This is a genomic window from Proteus sp. G2609 (assembly GCF_963896135.1).
In the GTDB taxonomy this organism is placed as follows: domain Bacteria; phylum Pseudomonadota; class Gammaproteobacteria; order Enterobacterales; family Enterobacteriaceae; genus Proteus; species Proteus mirabilis.
Window position 1 is genome coordinate 1 of record NZ_CAWQNB010000002.1, and the last position, 18,660, is coordinate 18,660.

Genomic DNA, 18,660 nt, shown 5'->3' on the forward strand with positions numbered 1-18,660 from the left:
ATTCAGACATCAGTCTGAACGCAGTAGGGATCCACGTCCTTTAGGGCGTGGAGGATGTCAATTTCCACCTTATTTAGATTTCAAAAAATATCTACTTATTCAACTAATTCTAAACCAGCCAGTTTACGCCAATAACCATTACAATCATGATGATGGATGGTGTTAATAGGGTGTGCGCCTTGTTCATTTTGGCGAAATTGTTTTAAGATAGTAAAAACTTCATCAGACTGCGGTGAAAGACGGACGATATCGACTAAACCTGCCATTGAAGTTAAATCATTACCTAAATTGTAACAGTAGCCACTTTGCGTTTGAATACCATTTAAAACAAACACCTGTTGGTTTTCTTGTGATAATACCTGACGGCCTTGTGGGTATTTTTGACAGCAGGTTTCACAATCATCTTTAGCACGATTTTCCGAGCGAGCAGTAAAACAACGCGCTGAATAAGCCAAAGGAAGATGACCATAAGCGAATACTTCTACTTCAAATTTATCTCTAATCGCTAATTCTTCACATTGAATTAAAAGATTATTTAACCACTCACGAGACAGTTCAACCGGCATACACCAACGTATCATGCCTTGTTTCTGTAATAAACGTAGTGCATAAGCGTTATAGCAGTTTAATCCATGGCCTGCTACAAAAGGTAAATGACGCTCATAAAGCATATTGATCACACCAAAATCATGAGCCTCAACTAAAAATTCACCGTTATCCACCAGCTTTGCTATCTCTTTTAGCTCAGAAGGCGCTTGTAGTAGTGCTAAGGTAGAAAGGATCACTTGTTTACCACTTTTAGCCACTTCTTTGGCCAGATTAATCCAATCTTGTGGTTTAGTCTCACGGCGCTTACTACAGACGGTTTCGCCTAAGTAGATAATATCAGCATCGCTCTGTTTTGCTTGCTGATAAAATGTCTCAAGTGTTTCTTTTTGCCAATAATAAAGTACAGAGCCTAATGCGTATTTCATATTATTATCCCTTATTATTGCCATTTCCGGTGGTAAGCACCTAATGTTGTTTGTGTTCCTTCAGATATTTTTCCTAATGCACTCATCCAACGCGGTTGGGTTTTAAAACCTTGAGGATCTTTTTTACATTGGTCAATAGCTGCACGCCATACTCTTGCAACTTCAGTAACATACGCGGGGCTACGTTGGCGACCTTCAATTTTGACAGAGGCAATATTCATAGCCATAAGTTCAGGTAGTAGCGCTAGCGTATTTAAGCTGGTTGGCTCTTCTAAGGCGTGATAGCAGTGTTTATCAACAAAATAACGTCCTTTACATAAAGTAGGATACCCTGCATTTTCATCAGGAGCATAACGGTCTATTAAGACATCATTGAGGCGAGATTCCATACCTTGTGGTGTTTGCTGCCAACGGACAAAACGAGCTGGGGAACAGGCTCCGACAGTGTTAGGCGATTCACCAGTTAGATAAGAGGAAAGATAACAGCGTCCTTCAGCCATGATGCACAAACTACCAAAGGCAAAGACTTCTAAAGGAACAGGACTACTTTGAGCCAATTGTTTGACTTGATGAATAGAAAGAACGCGTGGTAGTACAATACGTGCAACATCAAAATTGCGTTGATAAAATGCGATTGCCTGAGTATTAGTGGCCGACGCCTGTACCGATACATGACGCTCTATCTGTGGATAGCGTTCAGCTGCGTATTCTAGCATAGCAATATCGGCCAAAATTAATGCATCGGCACCTAAATGAGCCGCCATATCAATGGCTTTTTGCCAACGTTCAAATCCATCAGGATGAGCAAAAGTATTAATGGCAATATGCAGTTTTCGCTGGTGGCGATGTACGTAATTGACGGCTTCTTGCAATTTCTTTTCTGTGAAGTTTAAGCCAGCAAAATGGCGAGCATTGGTGTCATCTTTTAAGCCGATATAAACGGCATCTGCACCATTATCAACAGCGGCTTTTAATGCGGGTAAGTTACCTGCTGGGCACAACAATTCCATCTTCACTTCCCTTTAGAGATTAAAAATGATCAGAAATTGTAATAAGCAGGATAAAAAAAGGTTTTGATTTAGGGCAGAGAATATTGAGTTTTACTTAAGTAAAATTAAATAACTCAAAATATGAACAACCGATTAACGGAATATTGATGTAGGATCGCAGAATCGCTATCTATATCTGGCACAATAGCCGCAATTAAATGTTAAGGAGTCCGAAAGTGTTTAATAAAATTCGCACCCGCCTAGTTAAAGATGGCCCTCGTTTCTTGCGTTACCCTTTGCAAATCACACCATTTGCTTTGCAACGTGATATTTTAGAACAGTTTTTAAGTTGGCAATTCCGCGAAGCATTAGCTGAGGGGGATTTACACTTCTTAGAAGATAAATGGCTAAAGGTAGAAATTAAAGATTTACATTTGCAGTGGTTTATCAGTGTTTGTGATGATAAATTAATCGTAAGCCGTTCTGAAAAAGAAGATGTAAGTTTTAGTGGTAATGCTAACGATCTTATTTTAATTGCCGCGCGTAAAGAAGATCCGGACACCTTGTTTTTCCAACGACGCTTACAAATTGAGGGCGATACAGAACTTGGGTTATATGTTAAGAACCTAATGGATGCAATTGAGTTAGACTCTATGCCATCTGTATTGCGTTTTGGTTTACTACAATTGGCTGATTTTGTGAAAAGTGGCCTTCAAGATGAAGTTGAAGACACCGCACACAGCCATGAACTGAGCTCAACTTCATGCTAATACGTGTTGAAATTCCTGTTGATATTCCTGCTATTGATGATCTTTTACGCCAATCATTTCCAACAGGCGCAGAAGCCGATTTAGTTGGTCACTTACGTGAAGAGGGATTATTAACCTTAGGTATGGTGGCAATCAATGACGAAGGCCGGATTATTGGTTATATCGGTTTTACGCCTGTAGATATTGAGGGAAAAGATTGCCAATGGGTAGGACTTGCGCCATTAGCTGTGGCGCCACAATACCGTGGTCAGGGCATCGGTCGTCAATTGATTAATGAAGGGCTTGATAGCCTTAATGAGTTTGGTTATGGCGCTGTTGTGGTATTAGGTGAGCCAACTTATTATCAAAAATCAGGTTTTATACCGGCAAAATCACAAGGCTTGCATTGCAAATGGCCGAATACAGAAGAAGCATTTCAATTTTATGCTTTAGATAATGGCAATGTTGATGATATTCACGGCTTAGTGAACTTTTCGCCGTTATTTGATGAGGTTTGATAATCGCATCTTTTCATTATGCTAAATACTGTGCAACGTCTGAAGGCTGATCAATGATCAGCTTTTCTTTTTGTATTTTTTTTAACTGTTTTAAACGATATTCAAGTTGAGACGCTTGTTGCCTATCGCCAACTTGGCAATAAAACTCCAATGATAATGGGCCTTTCCCTCTTAGTGCTTTCGCGCCAGTTCCATTTTGATGCTGATTAAATCGTCGCTCAACATCCGTTGTTATTCCGGTATAAAGAGAGCCAAGACGATTTCTGACAATATAGATTGACCATTGAGTATCAGCCATCTTTTTTCCTTTTTGTGCTACTTATGATTTTAATAAACAAAATTTCTTAATTTCTAACGGTAGTTATTAACAAACAACTAAGTTTCAAATCTTGTAATTATATCAACACGTTGTGAAAAATTTATGACGTAAAAAACGTTTTTCTAAAAAAATACATTCAATTATTTTGAAAAAGAACAGCAATAATTGCTAATTTTAAAGTTAAATTAAAATGCATAATATGATCCACATCACAGAGACACACTCCGCGATAGATAACAAATTTAGAATTTAATTGGAGTTCATCATGAAAAAATCTACATTAATCGCTGCAACATTAGCTTTAAGTGCTATTTCATTCGGTTCAATCGCTGCTGACAGCGTAGCAACTAGCCATACCTCTACTGGTGAGTATATCACAATTACAGGTAACGATACTTTAGATGGCTTAACAACTAAAATTGCACAAATCGCAAAAGATGAAGGCGCAACTGGTTATAAAGTTATCGGTGCTACAGGTGACGATTATCTGACTGTAAATGCGGAAATTTATCGTTAATTTATAATTATTCTCGATAAGTTACCTGCACAAAGAGACACGCGGTAAGACGCTTGTTTTGGTGATATAATTATCACCTAAACAGCGTCTCTTTTAGTTTCTATGCAGGTAAATTATGTCTACGCCAGACTCGATCAAAATAATTAAACAATATATAGCCAGTCACCATGTGTTTACCTTATGTACAACTCGTGCATTAGGGGATATTTGGTGCGCGAATTGTTTCTATTGGTTCGATGAAAGCAACATGCGACTTGTTTTTCTCTCAGAAAAACATACACGACACGCACAAATGATGCAGGAAAATTTATTTGTTGCGGGCAGTATTAGTACTCAAGAGGTTTCTGTCGCCAATCTGCAAGGCGTTCAATTCACCGGTACAGTGTCTTTATTAACCGCTAATGACGACATCAGAGCAAGAAAACAGTATTGCTTACGTTTCCCTGTGGCGCTAGCCGCCATCCATGTGCCTTTATGGCAATTACAATTGCAAGAAATTAAAATGGTGAATAATCAGCTAGGCTTTGGTACTAAGCTCTTTTGGCAACGTCACTAAGTTACTGCTTATTGCCAAAAGTAGTAATTTTTTTGCTCCCAACCTTTTAAAGACATACATGAGGTATAGAATGTTTTTCTATCTTCTTGATTAATATCTGCTACATAGCTTTCTGTCATCGGAACACGTTCTGTATAGGTCTTTTTATCCCCACAACGCTCTTTGTCGTCTTTACGGCAGGTTTTTTCTACATCACGATAAACGGTGTGTTGTAGTACCTCTTTACGAATAGGGTAACGTGTATTCGCATCCAAATCACAAATTAACTTTGCTTCTTGTAATGTGTAATCGGGTACCCCTTTAGGCTCCCATTTACTACTACACCCAGTTATTAAAACGATTGAAATTAAAGGTAAAAAAACAAATTTCATATTAAATATTGTCATAAAAAGAAAAATTAAGAATACTAATCATAAAACAAAACTAATCACTTTGACTATTGTTTTTGAAAATGATTCGCATTTGATAACGGGGGTGACTAAATAGGAGCGCTTTATAATAGTGAAGTGATCCCCAGTAGTGAAGTGATTTATCACTGGGGATCATGGGATATTACTCAAATAATGAAAGATTTTTTTCTATCTCTGCATCTATTTCAGTATGTTGGAGATGTTTAACACCAAGTTTCTTTTTCAATTCACTGCCTAGCTTCACGAGTTGATCTCGATTGGCTTTCGATTGCTTTTTACCCCATTTTTTTAAATGGTAGTTCAGTTCATGATCTTCAGAAAAGCTTACATATTTATTATCACTTAAAGGCATATATCCTCCAGTTAATTCAATGTGTATTACTTCAATTTATGGATCACCTGATTACTACTACCGCGCCACAGTAATGCGGGATCATAAAGTTCTTGTACGAACTTGCCGTCAATCAGTACGTTAATATAGCTAACGACTTCTTGTTGCTCTGGGGTTAAGTCAGCCAATAAATAGCCTGTCCAAACCCAAATATCTTTCTCAGGGCATTGCGTTTTAACACGTTTTACCAATTTTAATATAGCAGAAAGATTTTGGGGGTGCAGGGGATCACCACCGGAAAGTGATAGTCCTTGTCGTTTAATACGAGTGTCTTGTAAATCAGCAATGATCTGATCTTCCACTTCTTGGGTAAACGGCTTGCCAGATGTTAGTGACCAAGTTGATTTATTATAGCAACCACGACATTGGTGTACGCACCCTGCAACAAACAGGGTGCAACGTGTTCCTGGGCCATTGACAACATCAACAGGGTAATATTGATGGTAATTCACAGTATTAACCTAACTGACCATTAGCCAGATGTTTAACTCGACGTTTAACTTCTTCTTGTTTACCGGCATTAAATGGACGCGAATCAGGACTGCCTAAATAGCCACATACACGGCGTATCACCGACACTCTTGCAGGGTTGTGATTACCGCATCGAGGGCAGGTAAAACCTTTACTGGTACAAGAAAATTCGCCGGTATAACCACAGTCATAACATTCATCAATAGGGGTGTTTGTGCCGTAGTAAGGGACACGGGTGTAGCTATAATCCCAAACGTCTTCTAATGCTTTTAGGTTATGTTGTAAGTTTGGATATTCGCCATAGCATATGAAACCACCATTGGCTAATGGCGGGTAAGGGGCTTCAAAATCCAACTTATCATATGGATTGACTTTTTTCTCTACATCTAAGTGGAAACTGTTGGTGTAATAACCTTTATCAGTCACCCCCGGTATAATACCGAATTCCGCTGCATCTAAACGGCAAAAACGGTCACATAAGTTTTCACTAGGTGTACTGTAAAGACTAAAACCATAGCCTGTTTCTGCTTTCCATTGATCTGTCGCTTCACGTAAACGCTGAATAATTGCTATTGCTTTAGCTCTCAATGTTTCATCATCAAAGACGTGTTTTTGCGTACCAAATAAGGCATTAATCGTTTCATGAACACCGATATAACCTAATGAAATGGAGGCCCGGCCATGTTTAAAAATTTCAGCAACACTGTCATCCGCTTTTAAACGTACGCCACAAGCACCTTCCATATAAAGAATAGGGGCAACACGTGCTTTGACGTTTTCTAAACGAGCAATTCGGGTCATTAAGGCTTTTTTAGCCAATTCAAGACGTTTATCAAGCAGCGACCAGAATGCGGCTTCATCACCTTTGGCCTCAATGGCAATACGTGGTAAGTTTAAACTGATCACCCCTAGATTATTGCGCCCTTCGTGGAGCATCTCGCCATTTTCTTCATAGACGCCTAAGAAGCTACGACAACCCATTGGGGTTTTAAACGAGCCGGTTACTTTTACCACTTGATCGTAATTTAAAATATCAGGGTACATCCGCTTGCTTGCACATTCTAAAGCAAGTTGTTTAATGTCGTAGTTAGGATCACCAAATTTATGGTTTAAGCCATCTTTAATAGCAAAAACCAGTTTGGGGAAAACCGCCGTTTTGCGGTTTTTACCTAAACCCGCCATGCGATTTTCAAGGATTGAGCGTTGAATTAAACGTGCTTCTTTTGATGTGCCTAGGCCAAAGCCAAAGGTCACAAAAGGCGTTTGACCATTAGCCGTATGTAGAGTGTTAACTTCATATTCTAAAGATTGAAAAGCGTCATAACACTCTTTTTCTGTACGTGCGTTGGCGTAAGCTTCTTTATCCGCTATTTGCCATTCTTGCGCCACTTTATAGTGTTTGTCGTAACTGGCTTTGACAAAAGGTGCAAGGACTTCATCAATACGGTTGATTGTCGTGCCACCATAAATATGACTAGCGACTTGAGCAATGATCTGTGCAGTCACCGCAGTGGCTGTTGAAATGGATTTTGGCTGTTCTATTTCTGCATTACCCATCTTGAAACCGTTGGTTAACATACCATTGAGATCAATCAGCATGCAGTTAAACATAGGGAAAAAGGGTGAGTAATCGAGATCATGATAATGAATTTCACCGCGCTCATGAGCGAGTACCACATCTCTTGGCAGGATATGTAATTTTGCGTAATGTTTAGCCACAATTCCCGCAAGTAAATCGCGTTGGGTTGGGATAACTTTACTGTCTTTATTCGCATTCTCGTGCAAGATAGAGACATCACTCTGTTCGATAAGACCGCGGATTTCCTGAGTTAATCGTCCTCGTTGCTCACGAGCAACATCTCGGTCATGACGGTATTCAATATAAGCTCTGGCAATATCTTTGTGCTCGCCAGCCATCAGCTGATTTTCAACGGCGTCTTGGATCTCACGGATATCGACATTCGAACGTCCTGCGAGAGATTGTGAAACAGATTGAGCGACAAACTCACAATAATCATCATCAGTGATCTGACAAGCTTCGGCTGCTCTTTTGATAGCATCGCTGATGCGGGTTTGGTCAAAAGAGACTTTACATCCGTCTCGTTTTATCACTATGGTTTTCACAATCTGGCTCCTTAACTATTTATCCACAGGCTCTAATCCCATAAAAACAGGTGATGGCGTAGCATTGAGACTAATTGTGGATAAGGTGTGTATAATTACTATATGTTGTATCTGTGTGTTTATTAAAGCACAATATATAGTAATTGGAAGCGAAATAATCTTGAGTAAAACTGATCTAAATCAAGGTATTTTTGCTACATCAGGCTTGGAGAGGGCTTGGCTGAATTGTAAATCTGAGATAAAAATGGCAGTAATAAATGATTGCTCATTTATTGAGAATATAAAAAAAGCAAAGTGCTCATAAAGAGTACTTTGCTTCTTTGATATGACAGGTAGAAAAATAAATTAGCGGATCGCGATAACTTCGATTTCTACTTTGGCATCTTTCGGTAAACGAGCAACTTCAACACAAGAGCGTGCTGGGAATGCTGCATTATGCTCTTTAAAGAAAGCTTCATAAGCTGCATTAATAGTACCGAAATCATTTAAATCTTTTACGAAAACAGTCGTTTTAATGATATTAGCAACGGTTAGACCTGCTTTTTCAATAATTGCTTTGACGTTTTCTAAAGATTGACGTGCTTGCTCTGCCGCATTGTCAGACACAAACTCACCCGTAGCAGGATCAACAGGTAATTGGCCTGATGTGATCACTAAATTACCTAAATCAACACCTTGTACATAAGGGCCGATTGCTGCAGGGGCTTTTTCGGTATTAATTTCGTAAGACATGTAGAACTCCTGTTTTTATAAGATTCATGCTAACGCTTGATTAGCTCAGCGCTATTATAGCCAGCGCAGAAGACGAGCAATATGATAGATATCAGGCTTTATCATAAAGTCTATAGGTATAAAAAGAAAATAATCCTAACGCTTTCTCGCCTTTTTATACGATATTTAGCCCATCTAAATCCCCCATTTATAGCAATTTTTTTTCTAAGATAGTGCTTATTAGCTATTTCTATTTTTTCATAAAAAGGGATCAACGCGATTGAGAGGGGATTATTCTATTTTTAGGGTAGGTGTTTACTATCTGCCCTATCAAGCAGGGCAGATAGCCAATAAGAAATCAACGAATAACGGCGTGGCGCTCAAATTCTTTTTCGCAATATTTGCAGGTTAATACCACGTCAGACGCGAATTTTTTTACGCGAAAGCTACTTTGTACCGGCTCATTATGGCTAATACAGTTGCTATTAGGGCAGGGTACAACATCTTCGAGTAATTCAGGTAAACTTAGTGCCATTTTATTGACGACTTGGTAGTCATCAATAATATTAACCGTCGCTTGAGGGGCATACATTGCTAAGCGATTTGCCTGCTCTGCGGTTAAAAAGACATTTTCAATTTTGATTAAATCTTTTTTACCTAGGTTTTCAGAAGGAAGATTAAAACCTACCGTTATTCTTTCGTCTGTTTCGGTTAAACGAAATAGAGATAGGATCTTAAAGCCCACCTGCGCCGGAATATGATCAATAACAGTCCCACGTTTGATAGCTTCAACTTTTAGTTTGTGATCATGAGTCATGGTGTGCTCCTTATTAAAGAACTAAGTTTTTATTCAGAACTAAGGCAAGTAGTGCCTGACGCGCGTAAATACCATTACCTGCTTGTTGGAAATAGTAAGCATAAGGGGTGTTATCAACATCGGTGGTAATTTCATCGATACGTGGCAGGGGGTGTAATATCTTAAGATTATCTTTTACATTCACCAGATCAGCACTGGTTAAGATAAATTGGGCTTTGACATTGGCATATTCAGAAGGATCAAGGCGCTCTTTTTGTACCCGAGTCATATACAGGATATCCAGCTCTGACATCACTTCATCTACAGTTTCATGCTGACTATATTCAACACCATGCTCTTCGAGTAAATGCAAGATATGCTCTGGCATGGCCAGCACTTTTGGGGCAATAAAATAGAGGTGATTTCCTGTAAATTTGGCTAATGCTTGGGCTAGTGAGTGTACTGTGCGACCATATTTTAAATCACCTACCATCGCTATATTGAGGTTATCTAATCGGCCTTGTGTTTCTTTAATGGTAAACAAGTCTAGTAACGTTTGGCTTGGGTGTTGGTTGGCACCGTCCCCAGCATTAATAACGGGGATATCCCCAGCAAATTCAGAGGCCAAACGTGCCGCACCTTCTTGAGGATGACGAATAACAATGGCATCAGCATAAGTACGTAGTACGGAAATAGTATCAGCTAAGGTTTCCCCTTTTTTACCTAAAGAGGTGTTACTACCATCTGCAAAGCCAACCACAGACGCCCCTAAACGATGGATTGCTGTTTCAAAAGATAAGCGAGTGCGGGTGGAGGCTTCAAAAAAACAACTGGCAATCACTTTGTCTTTTAATAATTGGCTATTGGGGTGCTGTTTTAATTTGTCAGCAACATGGAGAACAGACTCCAGATCGTCTCGGTTCAGATCATTGATGGAGATAATATGCTTATGATAGAGCGGATTAGTCATTAGAGTTCTCCTTTGATGATACGATAAATGGTGCGATATGTGTTTTTCTACAGACCAAAAAAAACCCCTCAATGAGAGGGGTTTTAAAAAATAGCTTTTTGGAAAAAAGAGAGCGCTTACGACCGGTTAGGGTACGTAATGTGACAACAAATTGGCATTGGCGCTGTTTCATCTTTCCTCCTGACAAATTGTGGCGCATTATACGCATCTTAATCTTACACGCAAGCGTTTGCTTTTAATTTTTTGCAAAAAAATTTTTTTAATTTAAAAATCAATTAGCTTAAAGAAAAGGCAAAAAAGCACCCTTTGTTTAATCATTAAAAAACGGTGCTTTTGCATGAATATGTATTTTTAAAAAGGATTTGCTAAGGTCGCCACCATAACCGCTTTAATCGTGTGTAGACGATTTTCTGCTTCATCAAATACAATACTGTGTTTTGATTCAAAAACCTCGTTAGTGACTTCAAAACCACCATATAAGCCAAATTCTTCCGCTAATGCTTGCCCCATTGTTGTCTCTTCATCATGAAAAGCCGGTAAACAATGCAGGAATTTAACGTCTGGATTACCCGTTAGTTTGATTACATCCATATTAACCTGATAAGGTTTGAGTAACGTAATACGCTCTTTCCAAACTTCTTTTGGCTCTCCCATAGATACCCACACATCCGTGTAGAGAAAATCGGCGTTTTTAACGCCTTCTGCGACATTTTCAGTTAAGGTAATTTTCCCCCCATTTTGCTGAGCGATATTTTGGCATTCAGCAACTAATTCTGCTTGTGGCCAACACGCTTTTGGTGCAACTAGGCGTAAATCCATTCCTGTTAAGGCAGCCGCTTCGAGTAGGGTATTGCCCATATTGTTACGAGCATCACCAAGATAAGCAAAAATGGTTTCTGATAATGGTTTTGTTTGGTGTTCAGTAATAGTGAGCAAATCCGCTAATAATTGTGTGGGGTGAAACTCATCGGTTAATCCATTCCAAACCGGTACATCAGCATATTTTGCCAGCATTTCTACTGTTTTTTGGCCATAACCACGATATTGAATACCATCATACATACGTCCTAACACGCGAGCGGTATCTTTTATCGATTCTTTATGACCGATTTGGCTTCCTCCGCCGAGATAGGTCACATTCGCACCTTGATCAAAGGCGGCCACTTCAAAGGCACAACGGGTACGGGTGGAATCTTTTTCAAAAATCAGCGCAATATTTTTTCCTGTGAGATACTGCTGTTCATGGCCTGATTTTTTTGCTTGTTTAAGTTCTAATGATAAAGCCAGTAATTGTTGTATTTCTGCTGATGAGAAGTCGAGTAAACGTAAAAATGATCTTTGGTAGAAAGGGTTCATAGATAAGCATCCTATAATTGAATTTATATTCAATTTAATACAATAAATATTCATCATCAACCCTTAAACGTCACTTTTGAATGAAAAACTCTGCGATATGAGCCTTATTTAACTATGGAGTGTTTATTCCCCCTGTGGGAGAATAACCAAGATATCTTTCAGACTATTGCGGAGCGGAATTATGGCGGACAGCAAAGAGCTAGCAGAACAACGTGAAGAAACACGTCTTATTATTGAAGAATTACTCGAAGATGGCAGTGATCCCGATGCACTGTACGCAATTGAACACCACATTTCATGTGAAAATTTTGAAACGTTAGAAAAAGCGGCTGTTGAAGTTTTTAAATTAGGTTATGAAGTCACCGAGCCTGAAGAAATTGAAATTGAATCAGGTGAGATCTTAGTCTGCTTTGATGCGGTTAGTGAAAGTGGTCTAAATGCTGAACTGATTGATGCGCAAGTAGAACAGTTAATGAATTTAGCGGAAAAAATGGGTGTCTATTACGACGGCTGGGGAACTTATTTTGAAGATCCCGACGCTGAGTACGATGACGAAGATGGCGAAAATGAAGATGACGAAAGCGAGTCTGATAAGTCATCACGCCTGCACTAATTGTTGGCGCTATATGTTGTCCCAATGTACCAGTCTTTAGGTGCAAAAAAGAACACCCGCCACAAATTCTTTTTGTGACGGGTATTTTTTAAATGGCTAATCCATCATACCAAACTTACCATTGTCATAGTCATCAAAAGCTTGTAATAACTCTTGTTGTGTATTCATGACAAAAGGCCCTTGTCCTACTACTGGCTCATTAATGGGCTCACCCGTTAATATTAATACGATAGCGTCTCCCATGGATCCTAATGTTAGGGTATCACCGTGGGTATCTAATATTGCGATTTCATGTTGACGTACAATATCACTGTTATTGAGATGTATCGCACCTTTAACGACAAATACCATCGCATTATGTCCCTCAGGGATAGCATAGTGTGAAGTACCCGCATGATTTAAGCGCACATCCCACAGGTTTAAAGGGGAATAGGTCATAGCAATACCAGATGTATTTGCATAGTCACCGGCAATGACTCGGACATAGCCCTGTGCATTAGGTAATTGCACATGAGGAATATCTTGCGCTTTTAGTGCTTGATAACGGGGTTGTGCCATTTTATACGCGCTTGGCAAATTAACCCACAGTTGTACGACTTCAAGCATACCTCCCTCTTTCGTCATTTTTTCAGAGTGATATTCTTTATGTAAAATACCTGAAGCGGCTGTCATCCACTGCACATCACCTTCAGCAATTGTACCGGCATGACCGGTAGAATCATGGTGAGATACTTCGCCTTGATAAGCTATAGTGACCGTTTCGAATCCACGGTGGGGATGAGTCCCAACACCACGCGCATTAGTAACAGGCTTAAATAATGTAGGCTCAGCATAATCCATTAATAAGAATGGGCTATATTGCTCTGCATTCTCTTTATAAGAGAATACTGTGCTCATAGAAAAGCCATTACCAACCCAATGTGGATTAGGTGCTGAATAAATTTGTTTTACCTGTCTCATTGTCATGATGTTTCTCCTGATTAAGGAAAGAAACCGCAATAACCCAGACACAGAAGGAGGTAATACAGGTTATCGCGATTTCTTAATGAGTACGATCATAAATTGTTCGCTCTATAAACAAAATAGGGGGAATTTGTTGATGGTATTCAAAAAAAATGAATGATCTTTTTAAGGTAAAAAAGTCAGGGATGATAAGTAGAAAAGCCTAACAGTAAAAATGATTTTAAAATTATTATTAATTATTTTCCAAAATAAAAACCACATTCTGCTTTATAAAAATAACTCAGAATGTAGTTTATTCATAAAACTATATATTATTTATTAGTATCGCCGCAACCGCCGATAATTTTAGAGATAGATACTGCTGGGTGTAATAAATAGTCGTAGTTACAATCTTTTTCTTTGTTGTAAACACTACCAGTACAACCAGTCATTACGGTAACAAAAGAAGCAATAAGTGCAATTTTGACAAAGTTTTTCATAAGAAATTCCTTTTTAATTTTAGAATGTTAAAAGCCACAGCATGACTTTCTGTGCATAAAGATATTAAATTATCTATAAATAGCAATATAAAAAAATAGGAATTTTAAAATAGAACAGAAACTAAAAAATATTTTATTTAAGATGTGAAATATGATTATCTAGAGTAAAATGAGAAATAAATTAAACTTGTGTTTTTTTATTAAATTTAAGATAAATATTTAATGTGAAATAGATTGCTAATAATTTAAATATAGATTAATCATTAAAAATAGCTGTAAAATATCGCTCTTTTATACCATTAAGATAAATTCATTTTATATTGATAAGTGCTATTGTGAGATAACAAAAAACCCGCATTAAATATGCGGGCGTTTATATCTATACAGCATGTAGATACATGGTTATAAGAAATATCAAAGTGATTTCAGCATACGAATTTCACAGTCGCTGTGGCCTGTATTACCTAATGCTTTATCAATAAACTCAAAGCCTAATTTTTCATATAGACCAATTGCTGCTTTTAAAATATCAGTAGTTTCTAAGTAGCAGCGACTAAAGCCTTGTTGCTTACCAAATTCAAGAGATTGCTGAACAATTTTTTTCGCAATTCCTTTTCCTCGTAACTTAGAAGAGAGATACATTTTCTGTAATTCACAAGTCTCCCCATCGCCACCTGCAAGAGGTGCGACACCACCACCACCAACAATTTCGCCATCCATTTCTACCACCCAGTAAGCGCTGCGAGGTTGATGATAAACTTCGAATAAGGTATCTAAAATCGGATCAGCTACTGCAAATCCTTTATCCGCTGTTAAGCCATGCTCGGCGGAAACTTCTCGAATAACGCGTGCAATGCCGGCGTTATCTCTTTTTTCAATGGCTCTGATAATAATATTTTGTGTTGCATTAGGGTTTGCAGTCATAGTTGCACTCATCGTTTTACTTATTAGTAGAATATTTTTTGATAATGTATTGAGAGAGCACCGGAAAGGAACTTCTTCATTGAAAGTAGCACTGAGGGCCACTGAAAACATCTTAATTGATTAAATAGGATTGTAAACTGTTATGCCTGTTTATTTATATGATTAGGGTATTTGTTGGTAGAGATATATTTCAAATATCTATTTCATTAGAGTGAGAATAATAGAGAAAAGGCATTATATAGCGCTATTTCACTGCAAAACGAGTCACAATATAGTGAAAAAATGTTTTATTTTTAGGTTTAGTGATAAACCTATTATCTTAAGTAGTAACGATATTAGATGTTAAAAATAAACTAAAACCCGCAATCAATACGGGTTTTAGTATTAATGGTGCAATAACTTATAACGCAGCAATAGAGACTTTTTGGGCAATCAGCTTCTCTTTAGCATTTAAACAAGATGCTAAACGCTCACGCTCTTTGGCGACAACAGCCTCAGGTGCGCGATTAACAAAGCCTTCGTTTGATAATTTGCTGTCTAATGTAGTGATATCTTTCTCTACTTTTTCAAGCTCTTTATCTAAACGGGCAAGCTCTGCATCTTTATCAATAAAGCCGGCCATTGGGATCAACAGCTCTGCACCGCTCACCAGTTTAGTTACCGATAATGGTGCTTCTTCACCTTCCGCTAATGGGCGAATATCCGCTAAGCGACCCATTGCTTTTAAGAAACCAATGTTATCACTGACGCGACGTTTAGCCGTTTCATCCGCACCACGTAAAATAACATCCAGTGGTTTACCTGGCGCAATATTCATTTCTGCACGGATATTACGAACTGCGACGATAACCTCTTTGATCCATTCCAGATCGTTAAGTGCTTGCTCGTCGACTAATGACGCATCAAATTCAGGGAAAGCTTGGAGCATGATGGTTTCGCCTTCAATGCCTTTCACCTCTTTAACGCGTTGCCAGATAGTTTCTGTAATAAATGGAATAATTGGATGAGCAAGACGTAACAGACCCTCTAATACTTCAATCAAGGTATGACGAGCAGCACGTTTTTGAGCATCATTACCTTTATGAACCGCCGGTTTTGATAACTCAAGATACCAGTCACAGAATTGGTTCCAAGTGAATTCGTATAAAATACCGGCAGCAATATCAAAGCGATAATTATCTAACGCTTCACGATAGGCTTTTATGGTGTTATTGAATTCAGCTAAGATCCAGCGATCAGCCAATGAGAATGTCATCTCACCACCGTGATAGCCACAGTCTTGATCTTCTGTATTCATCAGTACAAAACGACTGGCATTCCATAATTTGTTACAGAAATTACGGTAACCTGACAGACGTTTCATATCCCAGTTAATATCACGCCCTGTAGAAGCTAACGCCGCTAAAGTAAAGCGCAGAGCATCAGTACCATGTGCTTCAATACCTTCTGGGAACTCTTTTTTGGTGCGTTTAGCAATACGCTCAGCCATTTGTGGCTGCATCATATTACCAGTGCGTTTTTCTAACAGTTTATCTAATGTGATACCGTCAATCATATCTAAAGGATCAAGTACGTTACCTTTAGATTTTGACATTTTCTGACCTTCTTCATCACGGATAAGGCCTGTCATATAAACGGTTTTAAATGGAACCTGTGGTTTACCTTCATCATCTTTAATAAAGTGCATGGTCATCATGATCATGCGGGCAATCCAGAAGAAGATAATATCGAAACCGCTCACTAATACATTCGTTGGATGGAATGTTTTCAGTGCTTCGGTGTTTTCTGGCCAGCCTAAGGTTGAGAATGTCCACAGTGCAGAAGAGAACCACGTATCGAGTACGTCTTCATCTTGGCGTAATGCTACATCGGCAGCAATGTTATTTTCACGACGCACTTCTTCTTCGTCACGACCGACATAAACATTACCTTCGTTATCATACCAAGCCGGGATACGATGACCCCACCACAGTTGACGAGAAATACACCAATCTTGAATATCATTCATCCAAGAGAAGTACATGTTTTCGTACTGTTTAGGTACAAATTGAATATCACCATTTTTAACCGCTTCTACCGCAGGTTTCGCTAAAGGTGCTGCACGGACATACCATTGGTCAGTTAATAAAGGTTCAATAACCACACCACCACGATCACCGTAAGGTACCGTTAAATCGTGAGGTTTGATCTCTTCTAATAATCCTAAACGTTCAAATTCAGCAACAATAGCTTTACGTGCTGCAAAACGTTCCATACCTTGGTAGGCTTCTGGGATCTCTGTGCTATATACATCAGATTCAACACCGTTAGTGTCTAATACTTCTGCGCTAACACGAATGTTGCCATCAAAATCCATGATATTAATCATTGGTAGTTGATGGCGACGACCTACTTCATAGTCATTAAAGTCATGGGCAGGGGTGATTTTTACACAACCGGTGCCTTTTTCCATATCCGCGTGTTCATCCGCTAAAATAGGAATACGACGGTTCATTAAAGGTAGAATAACCTCTTTACCAATCAGATCTTTATAACGTGGATCTTCTGGGTTAACCGCAACGCCAGTATCACCTAACAGTGTTTCAGGACGAGTCGTGGCAACAATCAGATAATCTTTACCCTCTGCCGTTTTAACGCCATCAGCTAATGGATAACGCAGATGCCACATTGAGCCTTTTACTTCGCGGTTTTCAACTTCGAGATCGGAAATGGCTGTGTGTAATTTAGGATCCCAGTTAACAAGACGTTTGCCACGATAGATAAGATCTTCTTTGTGTAAACGAACGAAGGCTTCTTTTACTGCTTTAGATAAACCTTCATCCATGGTAAAGCGTTCGCGATCCCAATCTACGGAGTTGCCTAAACGGCGCATTTGGTTGGAGATATTACCGCCGGATTCTGCTTTCCACTCCCAAATTTTATCGATGAAAGCATCACGGCCATAATCATGGCGGTTTTTACCTTCTTCAGCAGCAATCTTACGCTCAACAACCATCTGTGTTGCGATACCTGCATGGTCAGTACCCGCTTGCCACAAGGTATTTTTACCCTGCATACGTTGATAGCGGATCATGGTGTCCATGATGGTTTGTTGGAAAGCATGACCCATGTGCAGGCTACCTGTCACATTAGGTGGTGGGATCACAATACAAAAGCTTTCTTTGGATGTATCACCATTGGCTTTAAAGTAGCCATTTTTTTCCCAATGTTGATACAGAGGTTGTTCAATCTCTGTCGGATTATAAGTTGTATCGAGCGATGGCTCTTTCGGTGCGGATTTATTTTCCATATTCTTTACGTATTCAATAGGTTGGCGGCGTAGCCATTGTCAAAGTAAAGCCGACGCTACGATAAATTTTATATCGTTCTCGCGCCAACTGTTTTAATTGTTCATCGATAGGTACGAAGTCTATCACTTCATGGAAAGCTGTGGCAAAGTCTGCAAATTGTGACTGCAAATTAATTAGGAGATCACGCGGGGCATTACCCCGTTTGCCCGGCCAACATAATTCAACAGGCGCACCATAACGAGGCCCTTCACCTGCTAGGTTATGAGGCACAAATTGATGTGGCTCTCTTGCCCATAGAGCTTCATCCAACAATTCAGCTTGTGGCTGTGAATCACAGACGAGCAAAACCCGTTTGCCTAAACGCCAATGTTCTGCGGCAAGTTGACAAGCAAGCCACTCATGGGCCTGTAAATCTTGATGTATTGATGGATGTTCCATTAAATAAAACGTGGCGTTTTTCATGATATCCCGATAATAGAAGGGTATTGCATTGCAATACCCTTCTATGAGTCTGCTCTATTTACCTTAATAATTATGCGG

22 protein-coding genes are annotated in these 18,660 nt (G+C 39.1%); 5 read left to right on the top strand and 17 right to left on the bottom strand.

Going from position 1 to position 18,660, the window contains the following annotated elements:
• Nucleotides 1-95 precede the first annotated feature (95 nt).
• Together AACV01_RS00020 and ubiU are read right to left on the bottom strand one after the other, a co-directional pair.
• Nucleotides 96-974, bottom strand: a complete 879-nt coding sequence (locus tag AACV01_RS00020) for a U32 family peptidase (RefSeq protein ID WP_049257551.1) — start codon at nucleotides 972-974, stop codon at nucleotides 96-98.
• Nucleotides 975-988: 14 nt separating this feature from the next.
• Entirely contained in the window at nucleotides 989-1,984 is a 996-nt protein-coding gene (gene ubiU, locus AACV01_RS00025) for a ubiquinone anaerobic biosynthesis protein UbiU (protein WP_004246211.1), read from the bottom strand.
• A gap of 215 nt (nucleotides 1,985-2,199) precedes the next feature.
• Between ubiU and ubiT the strand changes: the two genes are divergently transcribed.
• Both ubiT and AACV01_RS00035 read left to right on the top strand, forming a co-directional pair.
• Nucleotides 2,200-2,733: a ubiquinone anaerobic biosynthesis accessory factor UbiT gene (ubiT, locus tag AACV01_RS00030; protein WP_004249588.1), complete on the top strand. Its 534-nt coding sequence runs from the start codon at nucleotides 2,200-2,202 to the stop codon at nucleotides 2,731-2,733.
• Entirely contained in the window at nucleotides 2,727-3,230 is a 504-nt protein-coding gene (locus AACV01_RS00035) for a GNAT family N-acetyltransferase (RefSeq protein WP_020946636.1), read from the top strand. Before ubiT ends, AACV01_RS00035 begins: the two co-directional genes overlap by 7 nt.
• Nucleotides 3,231-3,246: 16 nt before the next feature.
• On the opposite strand, the gene AACV01_RS00040 is transcribed toward AACV01_RS00035, so the two are convergent.
• Nucleotides 3,247-3,528: a GIY-YIG nuclease family protein gene (locus AACV01_RS00040; RefSeq protein ID WP_004246208.1), complete on the bottom strand. Its 282-nt coding sequence runs from the start codon at nucleotides 3,526-3,528 to the stop codon at nucleotides 3,247-3,249.
• 286 nt (nucleotides 3,529-3,814) lie between these two features.
• On the opposite strand from AACV01_RS00040, the gene AACV01_RS00045 reads away from it, so the two are divergent.
• Together AACV01_RS00045 and AACV01_RS00050 are read left to right on the top strand one after the other, a co-directional pair.
• Nucleotides 3,815-4,066 (top strand): YdgH/BhsA/McbA-like domain containing protein, encoded by a 252-nt coding sequence (locus AACV01_RS00045; protein ID WP_004246207.1) that lies wholly within the window; start codon nucleotides 3,815-3,817, stop codon nucleotides 4,064-4,066.
• A 115-nt stretch (nucleotides 4,067-4,181) separates the two neighbouring features.
• Nucleotides 4,182-4,622, top strand: a complete 441-nt coding sequence (locus tag AACV01_RS00050) for a YhbP family protein (RefSeq protein ID WP_004246206.1) — start codon at nucleotides 4,182-4,184, stop codon at nucleotides 4,620-4,622.
• Nucleotides 4,623-4,630: 8 nt separating this feature from the next.
• Here AACV01_RS00050 and AACV01_RS00055 read toward each other — a convergent pair whose 3' ends face one another.
• From AACV01_RS00055 to argF, 9 genes are all read right to left on the bottom strand, one after another.
• Nucleotides 4,631-4,993 (bottom strand): hypothetical protein, encoded by a 363-nt coding sequence (locus AACV01_RS00055; protein WP_012368742.1) that lies wholly within the window; start codon nucleotides 4,991-4,993, stop codon nucleotides 4,631-4,633.
• A gap of 181 nt (nucleotides 4,994-5,174) precedes the next feature.
• Entirely contained in the window at nucleotides 5,175-5,384 is a 210-nt protein-coding gene (locus AACV01_RS00060) for a hypothetical protein (RefSeq protein ID WP_004246204.1), read from the bottom strand.
• 26 nt (nucleotides 5,385-5,410) lie between these two features.
• Nucleotides 5,411-5,875 (bottom strand): anaerobic ribonucleoside-triphosphate reductase-activating protein, encoded by a 465-nt coding sequence (nrdG, locus tag AACV01_RS00065; RefSeq protein WP_004246203.1) that lies wholly within the window; start codon nucleotides 5,873-5,875, stop codon nucleotides 5,411-5,413.
• Between the two features lie 4 nt (nucleotides 5,876-5,879).
• Complete coding sequence (gene nrdD, locus AACV01_RS00070; protein WP_004246202.1) at nucleotides 5,880-8,018, bottom strand: anaerobic ribonucleoside-triphosphate reductase; 2,139 nt, start codon at nucleotides 8,016-8,018, stop codon at nucleotides 5,880-5,882.
• Nucleotides 8,019-8,363: 345 nt separating this feature from the next.
• On the bottom strand, nucleotides 8,364-8,750 hold the full coding sequence (locus AACV01_RS00075) for a RidA family protein (RefSeq protein WP_004246200.1): 387 nt from the start codon (nucleotides 8,748-8,750) through the stop codon (nucleotides 8,364-8,366).
• 337 nt (nucleotides 8,751-9,087) lie between these two features.
• Entirely contained in the window at nucleotides 9,088-9,546 is a 459-nt protein-coding gene (pyrI, locus tag AACV01_RS00080) for an aspartate carbamoyltransferase regulatory subunit (RefSeq protein WP_004246198.1), read from the bottom strand.
• Between the two features lie 13 nt (nucleotides 9,547-9,559).
• Nucleotides 9,560-10,495, bottom strand: coding sequence for an aspartate carbamoyltransferase (pyrB, locus tag AACV01_RS00085; RefSeq protein WP_004246197.1), 936 nt, complete (start codon nucleotides 10,493-10,495; stop codon nucleotides 9,560-9,562).
• Nucleotides 10,488-10,667, bottom strand: coding sequence for a hypothetical protein (locus tag AACV01_RS00090; RefSeq protein ID WP_004252960.1), 180 nt, complete (start codon nucleotides 10,665-10,667; stop codon nucleotides 10,488-10,490). The genes pyrB and AACV01_RS00090 overlap by 8 nt, the downstream gene beginning before the upstream one ends.
• A 179-nt stretch (nucleotides 10,668-10,846) precedes the next feature.
• Nucleotides 10,847-11,851, bottom strand: coding sequence for an ornithine carbamoyltransferase (gene argF / locus AACV01_RS00095; RefSeq protein WP_004246195.1), 1,005 nt, complete (start codon nucleotides 11,849-11,851; stop codon nucleotides 10,847-10,849).
• A gap of 181 nt (nucleotides 11,852-12,032) precedes the next feature.
• On the opposite strand from argF, the gene rraB reads away from it, so the two are divergent.
• On the top strand, nucleotides 12,033-12,464 hold the full coding sequence (gene rraB / locus AACV01_RS00100) for a ribonuclease E inhibitor RraB (protein WP_004246194.1): 432 nt from the start codon (nucleotides 12,033-12,035) through the stop codon (nucleotides 12,462-12,464).
• Between the two features lie 96 nt (nucleotides 12,465-12,560).
• On the opposite strand, the gene AACV01_RS00105 is transcribed toward rraB, so the two are convergent.
• The 5 genes from AACV01_RS00105 to AACV01_RS00125 all read right to left on the bottom strand — a co-directional run bounded on the left by AACV01_RS00105 (nucleotide 12,561) and on the right by AACV01_RS00125 (nucleotide 18,582).
• Nucleotides 12,561-13,430, bottom strand: a complete 870-nt coding sequence (locus AACV01_RS00105; protein WP_126656758.1) for a pirin family protein — start codon at nucleotides 13,428-13,430, stop codon at nucleotides 12,561-12,563.
• Nucleotides 13,431-13,738: 308 nt separating this feature from the next.
• Nucleotides 13,739-13,906, bottom strand: coding sequence for a YhfL family protein (locus tag AACV01_RS00110; RefSeq protein WP_004246189.1), 168 nt, complete (start codon nucleotides 13,904-13,906; stop codon nucleotides 13,739-13,741).
• Nucleotides 13,907-14,320: 414 nt separating this feature from the next.
• Nucleotides 14,321-14,830: a GNAT family N-acetyltransferase gene (locus tag AACV01_RS00115; RefSeq protein ID WP_004249583.1), complete on the bottom strand. Its 510-nt coding sequence runs from the start codon at nucleotides 14,828-14,830 to the stop codon at nucleotides 14,321-14,323.
• A 400-nt stretch (nucleotides 14,831-15,230) separates the two neighbouring features.
• Nucleotides 15,231-18,119 (bottom strand): valine--tRNA ligase, encoded by a 2,889-nt coding sequence (locus tag AACV01_RS00120; RefSeq protein ID WP_060555014.1) that lies wholly within the window; start codon nucleotides 18,117-18,119, stop codon nucleotides 15,231-15,233.
• A 13-nt stretch (nucleotides 18,120-18,132) separates the two neighbouring features.
• Nucleotides 18,133-18,582 carry a DNA polymerase III subunit chi gene (locus tag AACV01_RS00125; protein WP_004246185.1) on the bottom strand — a complete coding sequence of 150 codons (450 nt, stop codon included), beginning with the start codon at nucleotides 18,580-18,582 and terminating at the stop codon, nucleotides 18,133-18,135.
• Between the last annotated feature and the right edge of the window lie 78 nt (nucleotides 18,583-18,660).